We start from the raw sequence: 18424 nt of genomic DNA on the forward strand, positions 1-18424 counted from the left end.
CAACCAAGGGACACCACATGACCAAGGGTTGGAACCGCCGCGCTTTCCTTCGGACCTCGGTGGCCGGAGCGAGCGCCTCCGCCGCCCTCGCCTCCGGCACCACCGCAGCCGCCGCCTCGGCCCCGGACGCCGGCGCGGCACGGCCGGGCAGGCTGCACATCGAGCGCACGACCGTCGAGTACGCCGAGACGTTGCTCGGCACGGAGGTGGAAAAGCCGCGGCTCACCTGGGAGTTGGCGGCCGACGGACACGGAGCCCGGCAGAGCGCGTACCGCGTGAGAGTCGCGCTGAGCGAGAAGGGCCTGCGCGAGGGACGGCCCGCGGTCTGGGACTCCGGCCGGGTCGCGTCGGACCGCAGCGTCGGAATCGCGTACGAGGGGCCCGCCCTGAAGCCGCGCACCCGCTACCACTGGCAGGTCAGGGTCTGGGACGGCAAGGGCCGACCGTCGGCGTGGAGTGCGCCGCGCTGGTGGGAGACAACGTTGTCCAAGGACTCCTGGCAGGGGTTCTGGATCGGTGCGGCTGCCGCGCCCGAGCCGCCGGCGTTCGACGGCGCGTCCTGGATCTGGTCGCCCGGAGCGACCTCCAACGACGCCCCGAACGGGCCTCGTTGGTTCCGCGGAGCGCTCACCGCGCCCGCGGGTGCCGAGGTCCGAAGAGCCACGCTGCTGGCCACGGCCGACGACGACTTCACCCTGTATCTCGACGGCGTCCAGGTGATGCACCAGGACGAGCAGACCGACGCCTGGCGGCAGGGCCATCTCCTCGACGTCACCGAGGAGGTGAAGGCAGCGGGCTCCGGTCCCCTGGTGGTCGCCGCCCTCGCGACGAACCGCGGCAACGCGTCGGTCAACCCCGGCGGACTGCTCGTACGGCTCCTCCTGGAGCACGGGACGGGGACCGCGGAACTGGTCACGGGCGAGGGCTGGCGAAGCGCCGACACCGAGCAACAGGGCTGGCAGCAGGCGGAGTTCGACGACTCCTCGTGGGCCGCGGCGGCCGTACTCGCCCCGTACGGGCAGGGCCCCTGGGGCGCCGGCGTGTCGATCGCGGCGCCCGAGCAGCCCGCCCCGCTCCTGCGCCGCGAGTTCACCGTCACCAGGCCCGTCTCCCGCGCCCGCCTCTACATCAGCGGACTCGCCTACTACGACGCCGAGATCAACGGCGAACGCGTCGGCCGCCAGGTCCTCGACCCCGGCTTCACCGATTACGACGAGACCGTCCTGTACGCCGTCCACGACGTGACGGACCACCTGCGCCGGGGCGCCAACGCGATCGGAGTGACCCTCGGCCGGGGCTTCTTCGGCATGACGACACCGAACGTCTGGAACTGGCACCGCCCGCCGTGGCACGACGAGCCGCGCCTCCTCGGCCAGTTGGAGATCGACCACCCCGACGGCTCACGCACCACGGTCGCCACGGACGGCGACTGGCGCATCACCGACGGCCCGACCCGATCCAACTCCCTGTACGCGGGCGAGAGTTACGACGCCCGCAAGGCACCCGGCGCCTGGACCCGCCCCGGCTTCGACGACAGCGACTGGCAGCGGACGGAACGCCGGGACGCCCCGAAGGGCACACTGCACGCACAGCCCCACGACCCGATCCGGGTCATCGAGACCGTACGCCCCGTCGCCGTCGAGGAGTTGAGCGAGGGCGTGTACGTGGTCGACATGGGCCGTACGATGGCCGGCTGGACGCGGCTGAGCGTGCGCGCCCCCGCCGGGACGAACGTACGCCTGATCCACGGCGAGAAGCTGAAGTCCGACGGAAGCGTGCACGCCGAGACCGGGCACGTACCCGGCCGGTTCCAGACCGACGAATACGTGTGCGCGGGCGGCGGCGCCGACGAGGTGTGGGAGCCCAAGTTCTCGTACAAGGGCTTCCGATATGTGCAGGTCAGCGGGCTTCCTGCGAAACCCGAGCCGTCTCGGCTGCTGGGCCGCGTCGTGCACACTCCGGTGGAGGCGACAGGTTCCTTCGCCTGCTCCGTGCCGTTCTACCAGCAGCTGGAGCGCGCGATGCGGCGCACGCTCCTGAACAACCTGCACGGTATCCCGACGGACACCCCGATGTACGAGAAGAACGGCTGGACCGGCGACGCCCAGCTGGGCGCGCCCGTCATGGCGTACGCGCTCGGCGTGCACCGCTTCCTCTCCAAGTGGCTCGGCGACCTGAAAGACAGTCAGAACGGGGACGGACAGCTGCCGGTGATCGTGCCGAGCGGCGGCTGGGGCTACGGCGACCTCGGCCCGTCTCCCGAGTGGACGACGGTGTACCCGTTCCTGCTGCGGGAGATGTACCGCGTGTACGGGGACGAGCGGCTGGCCCGCGACCACTGGACGCCACTCACCCGCTATCTGGACTGGGAGATATCACGGTTGAAGGACGGGCTGGCCGTGACCGCGCTCGGCGACTACCTGCCGCCCGGGTACGGCGGAAACCCGCCCGAGGACACCCGGCTCACGGCGACGGCGTATCTGCACCGGGCGCTCACCGGCACGGCCGAACTCGCCGACCTGCTCCACGACTCGGCGGTCGCCACTCGCTATCGCGGGGCCGCGGCCGGGCTCAAGGAGGCCTTCAACGCGGCTTTCCTGGGCCCGGACGGCCACTACCGCACGGCGAAGGATCCCGGATACCGGCAGACGAACAACTGCATACCGCTCGCCTTCGGACTGGTCCCGCCGGGCGCGCGGGCCAGTGTCGTCGACTCGCTGCTCGCCGACATCGAGGAGCGCGGCAACCACCTCAACACCGGCGCGCTCGGCACCAGCGTCCTGCTGCGGCAGCTGTCCGCGCAGGGGCATCCCGAGGTGGCCCACGCGATCGCCACCCAGCGCACGTATCCGAGCTGGGGCTACTGGTTCGAGAACGGCGCCGACACCATGTGGGAGATGTGGCCGGTCGACTCGCGCTCCCGTGACCACTATTTCCAGGGCACGGTCGTGCAGTGGCTGTACGAGAACGTGGCCGGACTCCGCCCCGGCGACGCCGGGTACCGGACCTTCACCGTGCGCCCCGACGGCCGTACGGGAGTGGACTGGGCCCGCACCTCCGTCCGGACCGTCCGCGGAGAGGCCTCGGCGGCCTGGTCGGTCGTGGACGACTCGGTACGGCTCTCGGTGCGCGTGCCGGTGGGATCCACCGCCGAGGTGCATGTGCCGGCACCGGCGCGGTCGGCGGTACGTGCTCCGGGCGGGGCGGAGTACGTGCGGGTGGAGCCAGGGTTCGTGGTGTACGAAGTGGCGCACGGGGGCTGGGAGTTCGTGGGCCGGGCCGCCGGCTGAGCGGGCCGGGCCGGGCCGACGCGGTGTGACCGGCCCGCCCCGCAGAGGGCGGTCGGACCGGCCCTCGCCGAGCGCGGGTACCGGGTGATCGCCGCCGGTCTGCGGGGGCAGGGCGAGTGCGGTCCGGCGCCCTTCGCCCGAGACCTCACGGACACGCTGCTTCAGCGGGCCGACGTGGGGATCGGGCACTCACGAGGCGGGCTCGCCCTCTCACCGGCGCCGGCCCGGCCGCGGCCTCACCACGCGGCGCACCGGGCAGCGCACCGCGCCCCGGCGTGGGCGACGTCGTCGTCGGGCGCGACCGGCCGAGCGCCTTGACGGTGTGGAGGACGTGATCGTCCTGGATCAAGGCACGCTCGTGCTCGGGCCATTGGCGCGCGGGGCGCTGTGGCCGTTCCGTTCAGGGAAGAGAGGTACGGGCGCGTCGGTCTCAAGACATGCCGCACGAGATTCTTCGGCTTTCTGACCCCGGCCCGGCCCGTCAGGCTCCGGGCCGCGCCCCGGCCGCCGTGCGGGCTTCGAGGTCCGTACGGGTGTCGTTGCCGTACACGCCCGTCTCGTCCCCCCGGATGCCGTACCAGAGCTGGAAGCGGGCCACCGCCGCCGTCAGCGTGGCGTCGTACACGCCGCTGGGCGTGCCCTGGTCGTACACGTCGGGGATACGCAGCAGCCGTTCCTGCAAGTCGCTGACCTCCGGGCCGCTGTCGCCCTCGCGCAGGGTGCCGGGGCCGTCGGGGTCGACGCCCGCCGGGCCGCCGCCTTCCTGTGCGGGGGCCGAGGCGGGCGGCGCGGACGACGCGACGGGGGGCCGCGCCTGGGCGGCGTCGTCGTCGTTGTCCCAGGTGAGCAGCAGGGCGGCGCTGAATCCCCCCAGCGCGGCGACCGTCGCGGCGACACCGAGCACCGTACTGCGCAGGAAGGTGCTGCGGCCGTGGGCCGGCCCCTTTCCGGCCGGGCGCTCACGCGGCACCGGCCTGCTGTCGCCCTCGACCACGGGCGGCGGTTCCTGCGTATCGTCTTCCGGGACCCAGGGCAGGGCGGCATCCTCCGCCGCCGGTGCGGCGACGGTGACGACCTCGTAGCCCTCGTCCGGTTCGCGTTCCCTCTCCTGCACCTGCCGCAGCAGATCCGCCAAGGACCCTGGCTGTCGGCGGCGCAGCACACTGGTCAGCTCCAGCGCCGAACGACGCGGTGACTCTTCGGGGTCGAACGGTGTCGACAACCTGCTCTCCTCCCGGGCGTTACTGAGAAGGGATACGGGTCACTCCGCCCGGCGGTTCAACGACGCGAGGCCGGGCCGGAGCGCGATACCGAACAGGCGCGCCCCGGCACGCCGGCGCACGGTGCCGAACCGGGTGGGACCTTCGGTGCGCGGGTGCGCGTACCGGGCGGCCCACACCCGGCAAGCATCAGCGGTTCATCAGCGGTCCATCAGCGCGAACACGCCCCAGCCCAGATACTCGCGCTGGTACCGGACGTGGCGCAGGGGCCCGGTCGCCAGGTCCTCGCGCATCTCGTCGGCCAGTTCGTCGTCCGGGTTGGCGTCCAGCCAGCGGCGGGTGCTGAGCCACTGCGCGGCCACGTACCGGTCCCAGCTGTCCTGGTCGGCGAGGACCATCTCGACGACGTCGCAGCCGAGGCCGCCGAACTGCTCGATCAGCTCCGGGAGCGACCGGTAGTCGTCCCTGCCGCCGGCGTGGCAGCCCTCGACGGTCGCCCGGTCCTGGGGCTCCCGGCGCCAGTACGGCTCACCGATGAGCATGATCCCGCCGGGGGCGAGGCTCCTGCGCAGGAGTTCGACGGTGCCCGCAACCCCGTCGCCGATCCAGGTCGCACCGACGCACGCGGCGATGCCGACAGGCTCGTCGGCGACATGGCCCGCCGCGTCCCCGTGCAGGAAGGCGACGCGGTCGGCGACACCCAGTTCCCCGGCGCGGGCGCGCGCCTTCGCCAGGAACACGGTGCTGATGTCCACCCCGGTGCCGGTCACCTGGTGGTCGCGCGCCCAGGTGCACAGCATCTCGCCGCTGCCGCAGGCGAGGTCGAGAACGGCGGTGCCCGGTGCCGGGTCGAGGGCCCGGCCCAGGACGGCCAGCTTCTCGCTGGTGAACGGGTTGTGAATGCGGTGTCCGCTCTCGCGAACGGTGAAGCTACGTGGCAGATCCACTTCTGGGATTCCTTCGGTCCGAGGAGGTCGAGAAGGTCGCGGGGGCTGGAGTACGCAGCCCGTCGCACGCGGTCGCGCTCGTCTGCACCGTCATCTCCGCCATCTCCGTCATCTCCCGACACCTCACTCGACAGGAACCGTCACTCGGCCGGACCGGCTGAGGCTAGATCCGCGGACCTCGCGTGTCCAAGGGTTTTCGCCGGGTCCAAGGGTTTTTGCCGAGGTGGCAACAAAGTCCGACCCCCTGGATGACAATGAAAATGATTGTCGATACCGTGTGCGTCGGTCACGTCGTCCGCACCCTGCCATGGGGCGCCCTCGGCGTGCCCGGAAGTTCAACCGGAGTGCGCGAAAGGGGAGTTGTGGCTCATCTGTTGGTGGTCGAAAGCTGGGTCGGGTCGATGAGCAGACTGCTGCCACGGGCGATCCGGGAAGGTGGGCACGAGTTCACCTTCCTGACCCGGGACCTGCACCACTATCTGCGCTCCGCACCGGAGGGCACGGCCCATCCCCTGCTCGCGGCCCGCAACGTACTGACCGCCGAGACGAACGACATCGCCTCCCTGCTCCCGGTGGTGGAGCGGCTGAACGAGGCACTCGGCTTCGACGGAGTGGTCACGTCCTGCGACTACTACCTGCCCACCGTGGCGCGGATCGCCGCGCGGCTGGGGCTTCCCGGGCCGACGCCCGAGGCCGTGGAGAACGCGTGCCGCAAGGACACCACCCGTCGTGTCCTCGGCGAGGCCGGCGTGCCGGGCCCCCGGTTCGCCGTCTGTGCCGACCGGGCCGCGGCCGAGGAGGCCGCCCGGGAGCTGGGATTTCCGCTGGTGGTCAAGCCCGTCGACCTCTGCGCGGGCATGTTCGTGCGGCGCGTGGACGACGCGCGTGAGCTGACCGAGGCCTGCCGGGCCATCGCGGACTTCCCGTTGAACGCCCGCGGTCAGCTGCGCGCACCCGTGCTCCTCCTCGAAGAGCTCCTCGACGGGCCCGAGGTCAGCGTGGAGACCGTGTCGTTCGCCGGTTCGACGCACGTGGTCGGCGTGACCGACAAGAGCCTCGGCGGGGCGCCCGCCTTCGTCGAGACCGGGCACATGTTCCCCGCCGGCCTCGCCCCGGCCGACGCCGAGGCCGCGCAGGACACCGCGGTACAGGCGATAAAGGCGCTCGGACTGGACTCCGTCGTGGCCCACACCGAGATCAGGCTGACCGCCGCCGGGCCCCGCGTCGTCGAGGTCAACCCGCGTCCGGCCGGAAACCGCATCACCGAGCTCGTCCGTCATGTCACCGGCGTCGACCTGGCCGCCGCCTGCGTCGACGTGGCCCTCGACCGCACCCCCGACCTGCGACCGCGTGCCACCGGGCTGCGCAGCGCGGCCGTGGGTTTCCTCGTGCCGGACACCGAGGGGACGCTGGAGTCGATCTCAGGGGTCGACCAAGTGCGTTCGGCGGACGGGGTGTTGGAGGTCCAGTTCGCCGAGCCGGGCCGGACGGTGAAAGCCGCGGGCAGCAACAACGAATACCTCGGCCATGTCATGGCGGGCGACGCCGAAGGACTCGGCGCGCGAGCCCGGGTCGAGTCACTGCTGTCCGGGCTGCGACTGCGGGTGACCACCCGATGAGGGCGCCGGCACCGACAACACCTGCGTCATCGACACAGGCCTTGACACCCACACCCACATCCGCCCCCGCATCCGCATCCACACGCACACCAGTCTCGTACGACGATCTCGTGCGGCGGGTTCTCGCCGGTGAGCTGGGGCCGGGCCCCCAAGGCCTACGCGTCGCCGTGGCGTTCACCACGAGTCAGGCCGTACGGCACGACGGGCGCCGCGGCGGCTATCGCAACGAGGTGCTCAGTCTGCGCCTCGGCCGGGCGGTCGGCTCCTGCGCGGTCGAGCCCGGCGCACTGCCGGACGGCGCGGTGGAGGACTGCGCCGGAGCCGACATCGCACGGCTGCTGGAGCATCCGCTCGCGTCGGTCCGGGTGGCGGCACTGGACGCCTACCTGATGCATGTGCGCCCGCACACGCCGGAGTACGGGGCACTCCCCTGTCCCCTGCCCGCCGGGAGTTCCCTGGAGAGGTCCCGGGCGCGGGCGCGGGCCGTCGTCGAACTGCTGGACGTCCGGCCGGGGCAGACCGTGCTCGTCGTCGGTGTCGTCAACTCTCTCCTGGAGGCGCTGCGTTCACGCGGCGTCTCGTACATACCGTGCGACCTCAAGGGCGGCACGACGGAGTGGGGCGAGCCGGTCGTGACCGACATGTACGCCGAACTCGGCAGCTGTGACGCCGTGCTGGCCTCCGGCATGACCCTCGGCAACGGCTCCTTCGAACCACTGCGGACACATGTCCTGGGCGGAGATCAGCAGTTGGTGATGTTCGCGCAGACCGGCAGTGCCGTACTGCCCTGGTTCCTCGGTGCCGGGGTGAGCGCGGTGTGCGCGGAGCCGTACCCCTTCTTCTGGCTGGACGGCGGTCCCGGTGTCATCCACCGCTACCGCGGTGCGGAGGCCGCGCTGTGACCACGGCCGCGCTGCGTCCCCTCACCGCCAACCCCGATCTGCTCGCCCTGCTCGGTCGCACACCGCTGGCCAGGGTGACCACCGATCTGCCCTGCCCGCAGCCCGGGTTCTGGGCCAAGCTGGAAGGTCTCGCCGCCGGTGGCATGAAGGCCCGCGCGGCGGTGTCCATGCTGCTCGGCGCGCGTGAGCGGGGTGAACTGCGCCCCGGCGCACCGGTGGTGGAGTCCACCTCCGGGACGCTCGGCATCGGACTCGCCTTCGCCGGGCAGGCACTGGGGCACCCCATCGTGCTCGTCGGGGACACCGAACTCGAACCGTCCATGCGGCAGTTGCTGCGCGCGTACGGGGCCCGTCTCGAACTGGTCGACCGCCCCGCCGACGCGGGTGGCTGGCAGGCGGCCCGGCTGGCCCGGCTGCGTGAGGTGCTCGGGGCACTGCCGGACGCGTACTGGCCCGATCAGTACAACAACCCCGACAACATCGCCGGTTACGCGTCCCTCGCCGCCGAACTCGCTTCCCAGCTGGACCATTTGGACGTCCTGGTATGCAGTGTGGGCACGGGCGGACACAGCGCCGGGATCGCGGGTCCGCTGCGCAGGCACTGGCCGCGGCTGCGGCTGATCGGGGTGGACGCCACCGGCTCCACCATCTTCGGCCAGCCCGCCAGGCCCCGGCTGATGCGCGGCCTGGGCAGCAGCATCCATCCGCGCAACGTGGCCTACGAGGCCTTCGACGAGGTGCACTGGGTGGGCCCGGCCGAGGCGGCGGACGCCTGCCGACGGCTCGCCCGCGGCAGTTTCGTCAGCGGTGGCTGGAGCACCGGCGCGGTCGCGCTGGTCTCCGCATGGGCGGCCCGGGTCCACCCCGGCGCCGTGGTCGCCACCGTCTTCCCCGACGGCCCCCACCGCTATCTCGGTTCGGTCTACGACGACGACTTCGCGGCGACGCACGGTCTGGACCCCGCTGCCGCCGCCACCCGGCCCGTCGAGATCCCGCACGCACGCGCCGTCGAGGCCACCGGCTGGGTCCGCTGCACCACGGTGACCGACCCCCTGCTCACCCCCCTGGAAGGGAGCCCGTGAAGGCCACACTGCGCACCGTACGGCTCACGCTCGCCGAGCCGCTGCGCATATCCCGTTCGACGACGACCGCCCGCGACGCCGTCTGGCTCACGATCGAGCACGACGGCCTGCACGGCCACGGCGAGGCCGTCACCAGCGTCTACTACGGCCTCGACACCGACACACTGCAACAGCGGCTGTACGCGTCCGGCCGCGACCTGGGCCGCTTCCCCGACCCCGAGAGCGCGCTGCGCGAGTGGTCGGCGCAGGACGGACAGGCGGACGACCGGCCTCCCGCGGTCACCGCCGCCGTGGAGTCCGCGCTTCTCGACCTGTGCGGCAAGCGCTCCGGCGCCCCCGTGTACCGGCTGCTCGGGGCCGAGAGCGCTCCGAGCGCCGCCACCGCCCGTACGATCGGTATCGTCCCGGCCCCGCGCGCCGCCGCTCAGGCGCGCGCACTCGTGGCCGCCGGATTCGTCCTCGTCAAGGTGAAGGCCGGCACCCCGGACCCCGAGGACGACCTCGCCCGCATACGCGCCATACGTTCCGCCGCGCCCGGCGTCCGGCTCCTGCTCGACCCCAACGGCGCCTGGACAACCGACCAGGCCCGCCATCTCCTTCCCCGATACGCGGAGTTGGGCGTCGAGGCCGTCGAGCAGCCCCTCGCCCCCGGTGCCCCGGAAGCACTGGCACGGCTCGCCGAGCGTTCACCGCTGCCCGTGATCGCCGACGAGGACGCCGTCGGACTCGAAGACGTACGCCGTCTGGCGGGCCGGGTGCACGGGGTGAACGTCAAGCTAGCCAAGTGCGGCGGCCCCCGAGCGGCACTGCGTATGGCCGAGTTGCTCGCCGGAAGCGGTACCGAGCTGATGCTCGGCTGCCTCACCGCCAGCACGCTGGGCCTGGCACCCGCCGTGCACCTCGCCGACCGTGCCCGCTGGGCCGACCTCGACGGGCATCTGCTGCTCGCCGACGACCCGTGGACCGGGATCGGCGGCGCCGACGGGGTCGTCCGGGCGGGTGAGCTGCCCGGACTCGGCTTACGGGAGAAGGGCGCAGGCTGGACAGGCGTGCGGGAGCGGGGAGCGGAAGAGAAGCGCGGGACGGGCGGCCGGCCGTGAAGACGCTGTACGAGATACGCGGCTTCTCGCCCGCGATCCGGCTCCTGCTCGTCAACCAGTTCGGTGTCAACACCGGCTTCTACCTGCTCATCCCCTATCTGGCCACGCATCTGGGCGAGGACCTGGGCATGTCGGCGGCCGTCGTCGGGATCGTGCTCGGGGTGCGCAACCTCAGCCAGCAGGGGCTGTTCCTGATCGGTGGTTCGGCCGCGGACCGGCTCGGAGCACGCGGGGTGATCATCGCCGGCTGCGGGGTGCGTACCGCGGGCTTCGCGTTGTTCGCGCTCGGCGACGGGCTCGCGGTGCTGCTGGCCGCGTCCGTGCTGAGCGGGCTCGCCGGGGCACTGTTCAACCCTGCCGTGCGGACCTATCTCGCGCAGGAGGCGGGCGAGCGCAAGCCCGAGGCGTTCGCGCTGTTCAACGTCTTCGCGACCACCGGGGCGCTGGTCGGGCCGTTGCTCGGCAGTGTGCTGCTGCTGGTGGACTTCCGGGCCTCGGCGCTCACCGCCGCCGGGATCTTCGCGGTGCTCACCGTGGCGCAGGCCATGGTGCTCCCCGCGCGGGCGGTGCCACCGAGTGCGGGCGGTGTGCTCGCGGACTGGCGCGAGGTGGTCGGCAACCGCGCCTTCCTCGCCTTCTCGCTGGCCATGGTCGGCATGTTCACCCTGGAGAACCAGCTGTATCTGCTGCTGCCCGACGGGGCCCGCCGGGCCACGGGCTGGGACGGCGCCGCCGGACTGGTCTTCCTCGTGGGCACGCTCGCCAATCTGGCGCTGCAGATGCGGCTCACCCGGGCGCTGAAGCCGTACGGCAGGCGGGCGATCGGCATCGGACTCGGCCTGATGGGACTCGCCTTCCTGCCGCCGATGCTGGTGTCGGGGGCGGGCTCCCCCGAGGTGTGGCACGCCGTCCCCGTCCTCGTGGGCGTCCTGCTCCTCTATGTGGGGGTCATGGTCGCGCAGCCCTTCGTGATGGAGCTGATCCCCGGTTTCGGGCGGCCGGAGCTGACCGGCACGTACTTCGGCATCTTCTACATGGTGTCGGGGATCGCCGCCGCCGTCGGCAACACGGCCGTGGGCTGGGCCATGGACGCCGGGGACCGGCAGGAGGCGGCCTGGCTGCCCTGGGCCTGCTGTCTGTTCTTCGGGCTGGCGTCGGCGGGCGGATTCACCTGGCTGCGCCGCCTCGGTGCGCTGCCCGTGCGTCCCGCGCCCCCCGTGGAGGCGACGGTATGACGAGCGGCAACCTGCTGACCGACAACCCGGCGCTGTACGAGGCCAGGTTCCCCGATCCCGAACGACTGGCCGGGCGATGGACGGAGGACTGTCTGCGCCGGTACGAGGCCGGGTCGCGAGTCCTGGACCTGGGATGCGGCACCGGACGTGACGCAGCCCAACTGCACAGCGCAGGCAGGGCAGTTGTCGGTTCCGACCTCTCCGAGGAGATGCTGGCGTACGCCCGCGACCGGCACCCCGGTCCGCGGTACGTACGCGCCGACCTGCGGGACTTCTCCCTCGGTCCCGCGCTGTTCGACGCGGTGGTGTGCCTGGACAGTGCGCTCCTCTACTGCCACACCAACGACGACCTCGACGGCTTTCTCGCCTCCTGCCGCCGGAACCTGGTTCCCGGCGGGCTCCTCGTCGCGGAGATGCGCAACGGCGCCTATTTCCTCGGCCGGAACGACCTGTTGGACACGCCCAGGGACAACTCCCTCACCTGGCAGGGCGTTTCCTACCGCTCGACGACCACCCTGCACATCGACCGCACCGCGCAGCTCCTGCGCCGTACCCGCCTCTGGACCACCGACGACGGTTCGGCTCCCGTCGAGCAGCGCTCGGCCTGGCGGCTGCTCCTCCCGCAGGAACTGCGCCACTTCCTGATCGCGCACGGCTTCACCGTGCTGGAGCTGCACGACGGTCCTGGGCCACGCACCGAACCTCCGTGGCAGGAGGGCGACTTGCCCGGCGCTTCGGCCGACGCCGACCGACTGCACGTGGTGGCACGCCTCACCGGCTGACCGCCCCGCGCGCCCCTGTTTCACACAGATCACCGGCCCAGCTCCCCCTCTCACCTCTCACCTCCCACAGCAAGGACATCCTCATGCAGGACTACCCCGGCCTCCGTCGCAGAGGCTTTCTCACGGCGGCCTCCGGTATCGGCGCACTCGCCCTCGTCGGCTGCGGCGACTCGGACGACCCCGGCACCGGCTCCGGCTCCGGCTCCGGCAAGGGAGGCGACGGGAAACCCAGGCGCGGCGGGCGGCTGCGGGCCGCCTTCGCGGGCGGCGGCGCGAGCGAGACGCTCGATCCGCACCTGGCCAACCTGTTCGCGGACGTGGCCCGCGCCAAGGCGCTCTTCGACAAGCTGGCCGACTACGGGGACGACCTCTCCGCCCGGCCGCGCCTGGCGTCCGGCTGGGAGCCGAACGCGGGGCTCGACCGCTGGAAGGTCACCCTGCGCCAGGCCGACTTCCACAACGGGAAGCCCGTCACCGCCGAGGACGTCCTGTTCAGCTACCGCCGGATCGCCGACCCCGAGAAGGCGTTCCGTGCCAAGGCGTCCCTCGAACCCATCGATCTCAAGGCGAGCCGGGCCGTGGACGAGCGGACCGTGGAGTTCGTGCTCAAGCGGCCGACCGCCGAATTCCCCAACGTGCTGGCCGCGTTCGGCGCGTACATCGTTCCCGACGGGTCCTCCGCCGCCGACTTCGACAAGAAGCCGGTCGGCTCCGGTCCGTTCCGCTTCGTGTCGTTCGCGCCCGGCCGCTCGGCGGTCTTCCGGCGCAACGACGACCACTGGGACGGCGCACCGCACCTCGACGAGGTGGAGTTCGTCGTCGCCAACGAGGAGTCCGCGCGGGTCAACGCCCTGCTCGGCGGACAGGTCGAGTACGCCCACGAGCTGAACCCGACGACCGCCCGCGCCCACGAGGGCAAGGGCCGGATCGAGATCGTACGGCTGCGGAACAGCGCCATGCAGGCCTTCGCCATGAAGACCGACCGGGCGCCCTTCGACGACAAGCGGGTCCGGGAGGCGTTCTTCCTCATCGCCGACCGCCAGGAACTCATCGACGGGGCGCTGTCCGGGGCGGGCGTGGTCGGCAACGACCTCTTCGGCAAGGGGTACGAGTACTACGCCGACGGTCTGCCCCAGCGCGAGCAGGACCTCGACCGGGCCCGCGCCCTCCTGAAGAAGGCGGGCGCCGAGAAGCTGAAGGTCACCCTGGACACCTCGGCGGTCGCCGCCGGGTTCACCGAGGCGGCGAGCATCTTCCGCGACCAGGCCGCGAAGGCCGGCGTCACCGTCGACGTCAAGATGGGCAGCAAGGACTCGTACTGGGCCGACATCCTCGACTCCGGAACCCTGTGCTGCTACCGCTCGGGCGCGATGCCCATCGAGGCGCACATCTCGCAGCGGCTCCTCACCGACTCCACCACCAATGCCACCAAGTGGCACCACAAGGACTTCGACGCGCTCTACCAGCAGGCGCAGGCCACGAAGGACGAGAAGGAGCGCGCCGCCGTCTTCGGCCGGATGCAGCGCAGGCTGTACGCCGAGGGCGGCTTCCTGGTGTGGGGATTCGCCGACTGGATCATCGGAACCGCCAACACTGTCAAGGGAGTTGACCGCAAGGCGCCCGCCAACACGCTCGACTGGGCACGGTTCGACAAGGTCTGGCTGGCGTGAGCGGACTCGGTTCCTGGGCCGCCCGGCGGCTGCTGCTCGGCGGTGTGCAGACCGTGGCCGTGGTGCTGCTGGTCTTCGCGCTCACCGAGGCGCTGCCGGGCGACGCGGCGGTGGCCCTCGCCGGGGACCAGCCCGACCCTGCGCGGATCGCCGCCATCCGGGAGGCGATGGAGCTGGACCGGCCGGCGTACGAACGGCTCGCCGGCTGGGCGGCCGGGCTGGCGCACGCCGACTTCGGGACTTCCCTGGCATCCGGGCGGCCCGTCACCTCGTACATCTCCGGTGCCTTCGGGCCGACGCTGCTGCTCGCCGCGCTCACCGTGGTGCTGCTGGTGCCGGTCGGGGTGGGGCTCGGGGTGCTGGCCGCGCGATTCGAGGGGCGGTTCGTGGACCGGTTGGTCAGTGCGGTGACACTCGGGGTGTACGCGGTACCGGAGTTCGCGTTCGGGGTGCTGCTCGTGACGGTGTTCGCGCTGCGGCTCGACTGGCTGCCACCGACGGCGGTCGGCTACGGCACGGATCTGCTCGCGTATCCGGCCGCCCTGGTCCTGCCGGTGCTCGTCCTCCTCTCCCGTCCGGTGTGCTCACTGTCCCGGCTGGTACGCGCCGGAATGATCGACGCGCTCGCCTCGCCGTACGTCGCGCACGCCCGGCGGTACGGGATTCCGGGCGCCCGGGTCCGGTACGCGCACGCCCTGCCCAACGCGGTCGCGCCCGCCGCTCAGCAACTCGCCCGTACCGTCGACTGGTTGCTGTGCGGGGTGATCGTCGTGGAGGCCCTGTTCGTGATCCCCGGCCTGGGAACCGTGCTGATGAACGCCGTGGCCGAACGGGACGTGCCCGTGGTGCAGGGTCTCGCGGTGGTCTTCGGGGTGATCACGGTGGTACTGAACCTGGGGGCCGATCTGGTCGCCCACCGGTTCGCGCCGCGGGCGGAGGTGGCCGCGTGAGACCTCTTCGTAGAGGGCTGCCGCTCGGGCGCTTCGCGCTCGGGGCCGTCCTGGTGGGTGTGCCGCTCGTGCTTGCCCTGTGCGGACCACTGGTGGTGGGCGCTCCCGGGCCGCGGGCCGCCTCGTTCACGCTGGGCGGCGGGCACTGGCTGGGCACCGACTTCGTGGGACGTGACGTGTGGCGGCAGGTACTGCTCGGCGGCCGGCCCGTGGTGGTCGTCGCGCTCACGGCGACCGCGCTGGCCTATCTGGTGGCGCTGCCGATCGGGTTGTTCAGCGCGCTGACGCACCGAACCTGGCTGGAGGAGACACTGATGCGGCCGTTGGACGTGCTGCTCGCCGTACCGTCCCTGCTGATGATCCTGCTCGTGGCGTCCGTGTTCTCGCCCGGGGCGACCGGTCTCGCGCTGCTGGTGGCGCTCGTGAACATCCCCGACGCCGCGCGTATCGTCCGCGCCGCCGCCGCTGACGTGGCCTCACGGCCGGCGGTGGAGGCGCTGCGGATGCAGGGCGAGTCGTGGTGGCGTATCGCCGTGGGCCATGTCGGCCGGTCGATCCTGCGCCCGCTCGCCGCCGACGCGGGGGTACGGCTGACCGGTGTCCTGTATCTGGTGGCCACGGCCGCGTTCCTGGGCATCGGGGTGGCACCGGACGCGGCCGACTGGGCGGTGATGGTGGACCGCAACCGTACGGGGCTGTTCGTACAGCCCTGGGCCGTGGTCGTACCGGCGCTGCTGATCGTGGCCCTGACCATGGGCTGCAATCTGCTCTGCGACACGGCACTCAGGGACGCGGCACTCAGGAAGGGGTCACGTTCATGAACGGGCCGAGCAGGCCGAGCGCGTCGAGTGGTTCGAGTGGTTCGGACGAGCCTTTGGCGGTGGCGGCGATCGAGGGGCTGACCGTGGAGGTCGGTGGCAGACGCATCGTCGACGGTGTGAGCCTGCGGGTGCTGCCCGGGAAGGTGACCGCGCTGGTCGGGGCCTCCGGTAGTGGGAAGACCACCACGGGGCGTGCGCTGCTGGGCGAGTTCCCGCCGGGAGCGCGCGTCGAGGGTTCCGTACGGGTGACGGAGGCGTTGGTCGGTTACGTCCCGCAGCATCCGGCGACGGTGCTCAATCCCGCGCGGCGGGTGGGGGCGCTGCTGCACGACATCGCGCGAACCCAGGTGCGCGAGGTGCCCCGCCGTGAGCGGCGCCCGGCGGCACGGGAGCGAGTCCTCAACGCCCTTGATGCGGCCCAACTCGGGCGCACAGACGCGTTGTTGCGGCGCTTCCCGCATCAGCTCTCGGGCGGTCAGCAGCAACGGCTCGTACTCGCCCAGGCGTTGTTGCTCGGCGCCCGGGTCGTCGTCGCGGACGAGCCCACCACCGGTCAGGACGCGCTCACGAAACGCCGGGTCGTGGACGAGCTGGCGGCGGTCGCCGGGCGCGGGATCGGGGTGGCCCTGCTCAGCCACGACCTGGAGACGGTACGCGCGCTCGCCGACGAGGTTCTGGTCATGCGGGACGGCAGGGTCGTGGAGTCTGGCCCGACGGAGCGGGTGTGGCTGGCTCCCACCCATCCCTGGACACGTCGGCTCCTGGCTGTCCGGGCGCCGTTGGCGGAGGCCGCTCAGCGTGGCCCACGCCCGGCGGCCGTACTGCGGGTCCAGGGCCTCCGGGCCCGCCACCGGCCCGGCGTCGAGGTACTGCGCGTCCCCGAACTCGCCGTGCGTCCCGGCGAATGCCTCGCCGTGCTCGGCCGTTCGGGCAGCGGCAAGACAACACTCGCCCGCTGCCTCGCCGGACTCCATCGCACGTACGAGGGAGAGGTACTGCTCGACGGGCTCGCGCTCCCGCGCAGTCTGCGTGACCGTGGACGGGACCGGCTGGCGGCCGTGCAGTACGTCTTCCAGGACGCGCGCGCCTCCTTCGACGAGCACCGGCCGGTCCTGGACCAGGTGGCCCGAACGGCGGTGAGACTGCGGGGCGCGGCTGCCTCGGAGGCGCGGGCCGAGGCGTCGGACATCCTCAACTCCCTGGGGTTGAGCGCCGAGTTGGCGGCCCGGGTGCCCGCCCGGCTGTCCGGCGGCGAGCTTCAGCGGGCCGCACTCGCCAGGGCGCTGCTCGCACGGCCGCGGGTCCTGGTGTGCGACGAGATCACCTCCGGGCTCGACACGGTCACTCGCCGGGGCATCCTCGATCTGCTCGCCGGGCTGCTCCGCGACCGCGACGACCTCTGCCTCGTTCTCATCACCCACGACCTCGACACGGCCAGGCTCGCCACGAGTGTCGCCGTGCTGGACGGCGGGGAGGTGGTCGAACAAGGACTGGCGCGGGACGTTCTCACGGCGCCCACGCATCCGTTCACCGTGTCGTTGGTCGAATCGTCGGCGGAGTTGACGGTGAAGTCGGCGAGGCGGTCGGCGGGGCAGGTCTGAATTGTGGTCCCAGGGCCGGCCGGCCCGGTACGGCGCCGGCGCCGGCCTCCGTTCAGATCCAGCCCTGCTGCCAGGCGTGATGGGCGGCGGCGTGCCGGGTCGGTGTGCCCAGCTTGGACAATGGCGGCGGAGAGGTAGTTGCGGACCGTACCGGGGGCAGATGGGCGGCAACGGGCGACCTGGCCCGTGCTGGGGCTGGGCCTCGCCGTCATGGTGGCGCTCCGGGCCCAGGACCTGGTCTCGCAGCCCGTGGCCCTGATCACGCTCGCGCTGGTGGTCCTGGTGTGGGGCGCGGTGCGCGGAACTCCGCACGGGCGGACCGCCTTCGGCATCCAGACCGCGGGAACCCTCGCCTTCGGCGCGCTCGCCCTCGTGGGCCTGGCGGTCGACCCCGACCTGGGCCGTTACCTCGTGGCGGCGGGCTGGTTCTTCCACGGCGTCTGGGACTTCGCCCACCTCAGGAACAGCAGGCTCAGGAAGGTGGTCTCGCCGACGTTCGCCGAGTGGTGGGCGGTGGTGGACGTCCTGGTCGCCGTGCAACTGCTCTTCCTGGCGTGACCCCGCGACCTGGAACTGCCCATGGCAGGACGCTGTGTGGCGGCTCGCGGCTCGCGGCTCACGGCTCACGGGAAGTTCCTCCCGCAGGATGCCTGCGGCGCGCCGCGCACGAACGTCCGCGTGCGGGTCCGCCCAGCGAACACCGCCGCCCTGCGCTCCCACGGCGGAGCGGGCTTCGAACCGGCCTGATTGAGACACGGGCATGCTTGAGCGCCGGCCGACTGCGCCCGGCTGCGGCACAGGCACCTCTCAGCGGCGGCCGACTACGCCTGATTGCGCCACCGGCGCGCCTGAGCGGCGGGCATGGGCGTCTACCGGCCGGGCGGGTGGCAACGCCCGCCGAGCGGGTCCCGCCGACCTACGCGGGGGCCGACGCATGGCCTGGCGCCTGGGCCGGGGCCCTCCCCGGGGCGTCACAGGGCCGACGCGGAGGGGCGATGCCACGGCCCGCGAGGCGGCCTCGCCCGGGAGCCGTCACATGCCCCGACGCGGGACCAGCGCAGGGGCCAGCCCGGAACCCGACGCAAAAGCCAGCACTTGCCGCGATCGCCAGGGACGCAACGGGGCCGACACAGCTGCCCAGCACCCGGCCCACGCAAGGACCCGGCGCGGGGCCGGCGCCGCAGCCCAACGCGCGGCCTGACGTA

The 18424-nt window shown here is 72.3% G+C and carries 15 protein-coding genes; 13 read left to right on the forward strand and 2 right to left on the reverse strand.

Annotated features, from left to right (window positions below; genetic code table 11):
• Positions 1 to 17 precede the first annotated feature (17 nt).
• The gene (locus tag ACH4DZ_RS03720) at positions 18 to 3290 is read left to right on the forward strand and encodes a family 78 glycoside hydrolase catalytic domain (protein ID WP_398285258.1); all 3273 of its coding nucleotides are present in this window, start codon (positions 18 to 20) and stop codon (positions 3288 to 3290) included.
• Between the two features lie 481 nt (positions 3291 to 3771).
• Here the strand turns inward: ACH4DZ_RS03720 and ACH4DZ_RS03725 are convergent, their stop codons facing one another.
• Entirely contained in the window at positions 3772 to 4512 is a 741-nt protein-coding gene (locus tag ACH4DZ_RS03725) for a peptidoglycan-binding protein (RefSeq protein WP_398285259.1), read from the reverse strand.
• Between the two features lie 198 nt (positions 4513 to 4710).
• Positions 4711 to 5457 carry an SAM-dependent methyltransferase gene (locus ACH4DZ_RS03730; RefSeq protein ID WP_398285260.1) on the reverse strand — a complete coding sequence of 249 codons (747 nt, stop codon included), beginning with the start codon at positions 5455 to 5457 and terminating at the stop codon, positions 4711 to 4713.
• Here ACH4DZ_RS03730 and ACH4DZ_RS03735 point away from each other — a divergent pair.
• The 12 genes from ACH4DZ_RS03735 (at position 5445) to ACH4DZ_RS03790 (ending at position 17777) form a co-directional block, all read left to right on the forward strand.
• Positions 5445 to 5618, forward strand: a complete 174-nt coding sequence (locus ACH4DZ_RS03735) for a hypothetical protein (RefSeq protein ID WP_398285261.1) — start codon at positions 5445 to 5447, stop codon at positions 5616 to 5618. The genes ACH4DZ_RS03730 and ACH4DZ_RS03735 overlap by 13 nt on opposite strands.
• Before the next feature lie 201 nt (positions 5619 to 5819).
• On the forward strand, positions 5820 to 7076 hold the full coding sequence (locus tag ACH4DZ_RS03740) for an ATP-grasp domain-containing protein (RefSeq protein ID WP_398285262.1): 1257 nt from the start codon (positions 5820 to 5822) through the stop codon (positions 7074 to 7076).
• Positions 7073 to 7978, forward strand: coding sequence for a Rossmann-like domain-containing protein (locus tag ACH4DZ_RS03745; RefSeq protein ID WP_398285263.1), 906 nt, complete (start codon positions 7073 to 7075; stop codon positions 7976 to 7978). The genes ACH4DZ_RS03740 and ACH4DZ_RS03745 overlap by 4 nt, the downstream gene beginning before the upstream one ends.
• A complete protein-coding gene (locus ACH4DZ_RS03750) occupies positions 7975 to 9060 on the forward strand; it encodes a PLP-dependent cysteine synthase family protein (RefSeq protein ID WP_398285264.1) in 1086 nt (361 codons plus the stop codon). Before ACH4DZ_RS03745 ends, ACH4DZ_RS03750 begins: the two co-directional genes overlap by 4 nt.
• The gene (locus ACH4DZ_RS03755) at positions 9057 to 10160 is read left to right on the forward strand and encodes a dipeptide epimerase (RefSeq protein WP_398285265.1); all 1104 of its coding nucleotides are present in this window, start codon (positions 9057 to 9059) and stop codon (positions 10158 to 10160) included. Before ACH4DZ_RS03750 ends, ACH4DZ_RS03755 begins: the two co-directional genes overlap by 4 nt.
• Positions 10157 to 11395, forward strand: coding sequence for an MFS transporter (locus ACH4DZ_RS03760; protein ID WP_398285266.1), 1239 nt, complete (start codon positions 10157 to 10159; stop codon positions 11393 to 11395). The genes ACH4DZ_RS03755 and ACH4DZ_RS03760 overlap by 4 nt, the downstream gene beginning before the upstream one ends.
• Positions 11392 to 12177, forward strand: a complete 786-nt coding sequence (locus ACH4DZ_RS03765) for a class I SAM-dependent DNA methyltransferase (RefSeq protein ID WP_398285267.1) — start codon at positions 11392 to 11394, stop codon at positions 12175 to 12177. Before ACH4DZ_RS03760 ends, ACH4DZ_RS03765 begins: the two co-directional genes overlap by 4 nt.
• Positions 12178 to 12260: 83 nt before the next feature.
• A complete protein-coding gene (locus ACH4DZ_RS03770; RefSeq protein ID WP_398285268.1) occupies positions 12261 to 13847 on the forward strand; it encodes an ABC transporter substrate-binding protein in 1587 nt (528 codons plus the stop codon).
• A complete protein-coding gene (locus tag ACH4DZ_RS03775) occupies positions 13844 to 14797 on the forward strand; it encodes an ABC transporter permease (RefSeq protein ID WP_398285269.1) in 954 nt (317 codons plus the stop codon). Before ACH4DZ_RS03770 ends, ACH4DZ_RS03775 begins: the two co-directional genes overlap by 4 nt.
• On the forward strand, positions 14794 to 15618 hold the full coding sequence (locus ACH4DZ_RS03780) for an ABC transporter permease (protein WP_398285270.1): 825 nt from the start codon (positions 14794 to 14796) through the stop codon (positions 15616 to 15618). The genes ACH4DZ_RS03775 and ACH4DZ_RS03780 overlap by 4 nt, the downstream gene beginning before the upstream one ends.
• The gene (locus ACH4DZ_RS03785) at positions 15615 to 17219 is read left to right on the forward strand and encodes an ABC transporter ATP-binding protein (RefSeq protein ID WP_398285271.1); all 1605 of its coding nucleotides are present in this window, start codon (positions 15615 to 15617) and stop codon (positions 17217 to 17219) included. The genes ACH4DZ_RS03780 and ACH4DZ_RS03785 overlap by 4 nt, the downstream gene beginning before the upstream one ends.
• A gap of 138 nt (positions 17220 to 17357) precedes the next feature.
• The gene (locus tag ACH4DZ_RS03790) at positions 17358 to 17777 is read left to right on the forward strand and encodes a hypothetical protein (RefSeq protein WP_398285273.1); all 420 of its coding nucleotides are present in this window, start codon (positions 17358 to 17360) and stop codon (positions 17775 to 17777) included.
• Positions 17778 to 18424 lie beyond the last annotated feature (647 nt).

Origin of the sequence: Streptomyces sp. NPDC017991, assembly GCF_044328075.1 — a bacterium.
Lineage (GTDB): Bacteria > Actinomycetota > Actinomycetes > Streptomycetales > Streptomycetaceae > Streptomyces.

What these genes read in the sequence shown, in the direction of transcription:
- ACH4DZ_RS03720 (WP_398285258.1), top strand. Translation starts at nt 18, where the DNA reads ATGACCAAGGGTTGGAACCGCCGCGCTTTCCTTCGGACCTCGGTGGCC.
- ACH4DZ_RS03745 (WP_398285263.1), top strand. Translation starts at nt 7,073, where the DNA reads ATGAGGGCGCCGGCACCGACAACACCTGCGTCATCGACACAGGCCTTG.
- ACH4DZ_RS03765 (WP_398285267.1), top strand. Translation starts at nt 11,392, where the DNA reads ATGACGAGCGGCAACCTGCTGACCGACAACCCGGCGCTGTACGAGGCC.
- ACH4DZ_RS03770 (WP_398285268.1), top strand. Translation starts at nt 12,261, where the DNA reads ATGCAGGACTACCCCGGCCTCCGTCGCAGAGGCTTTCTCACGGCGGCC.
- ACH4DZ_RS03785 (WP_398285271.1), top strand. Translation starts at nt 15,615, where the DNA reads ATGAACGGGCCGAGCAGGCCGAGCGCGTCGAGTGGTTCGAGTGGTTCG.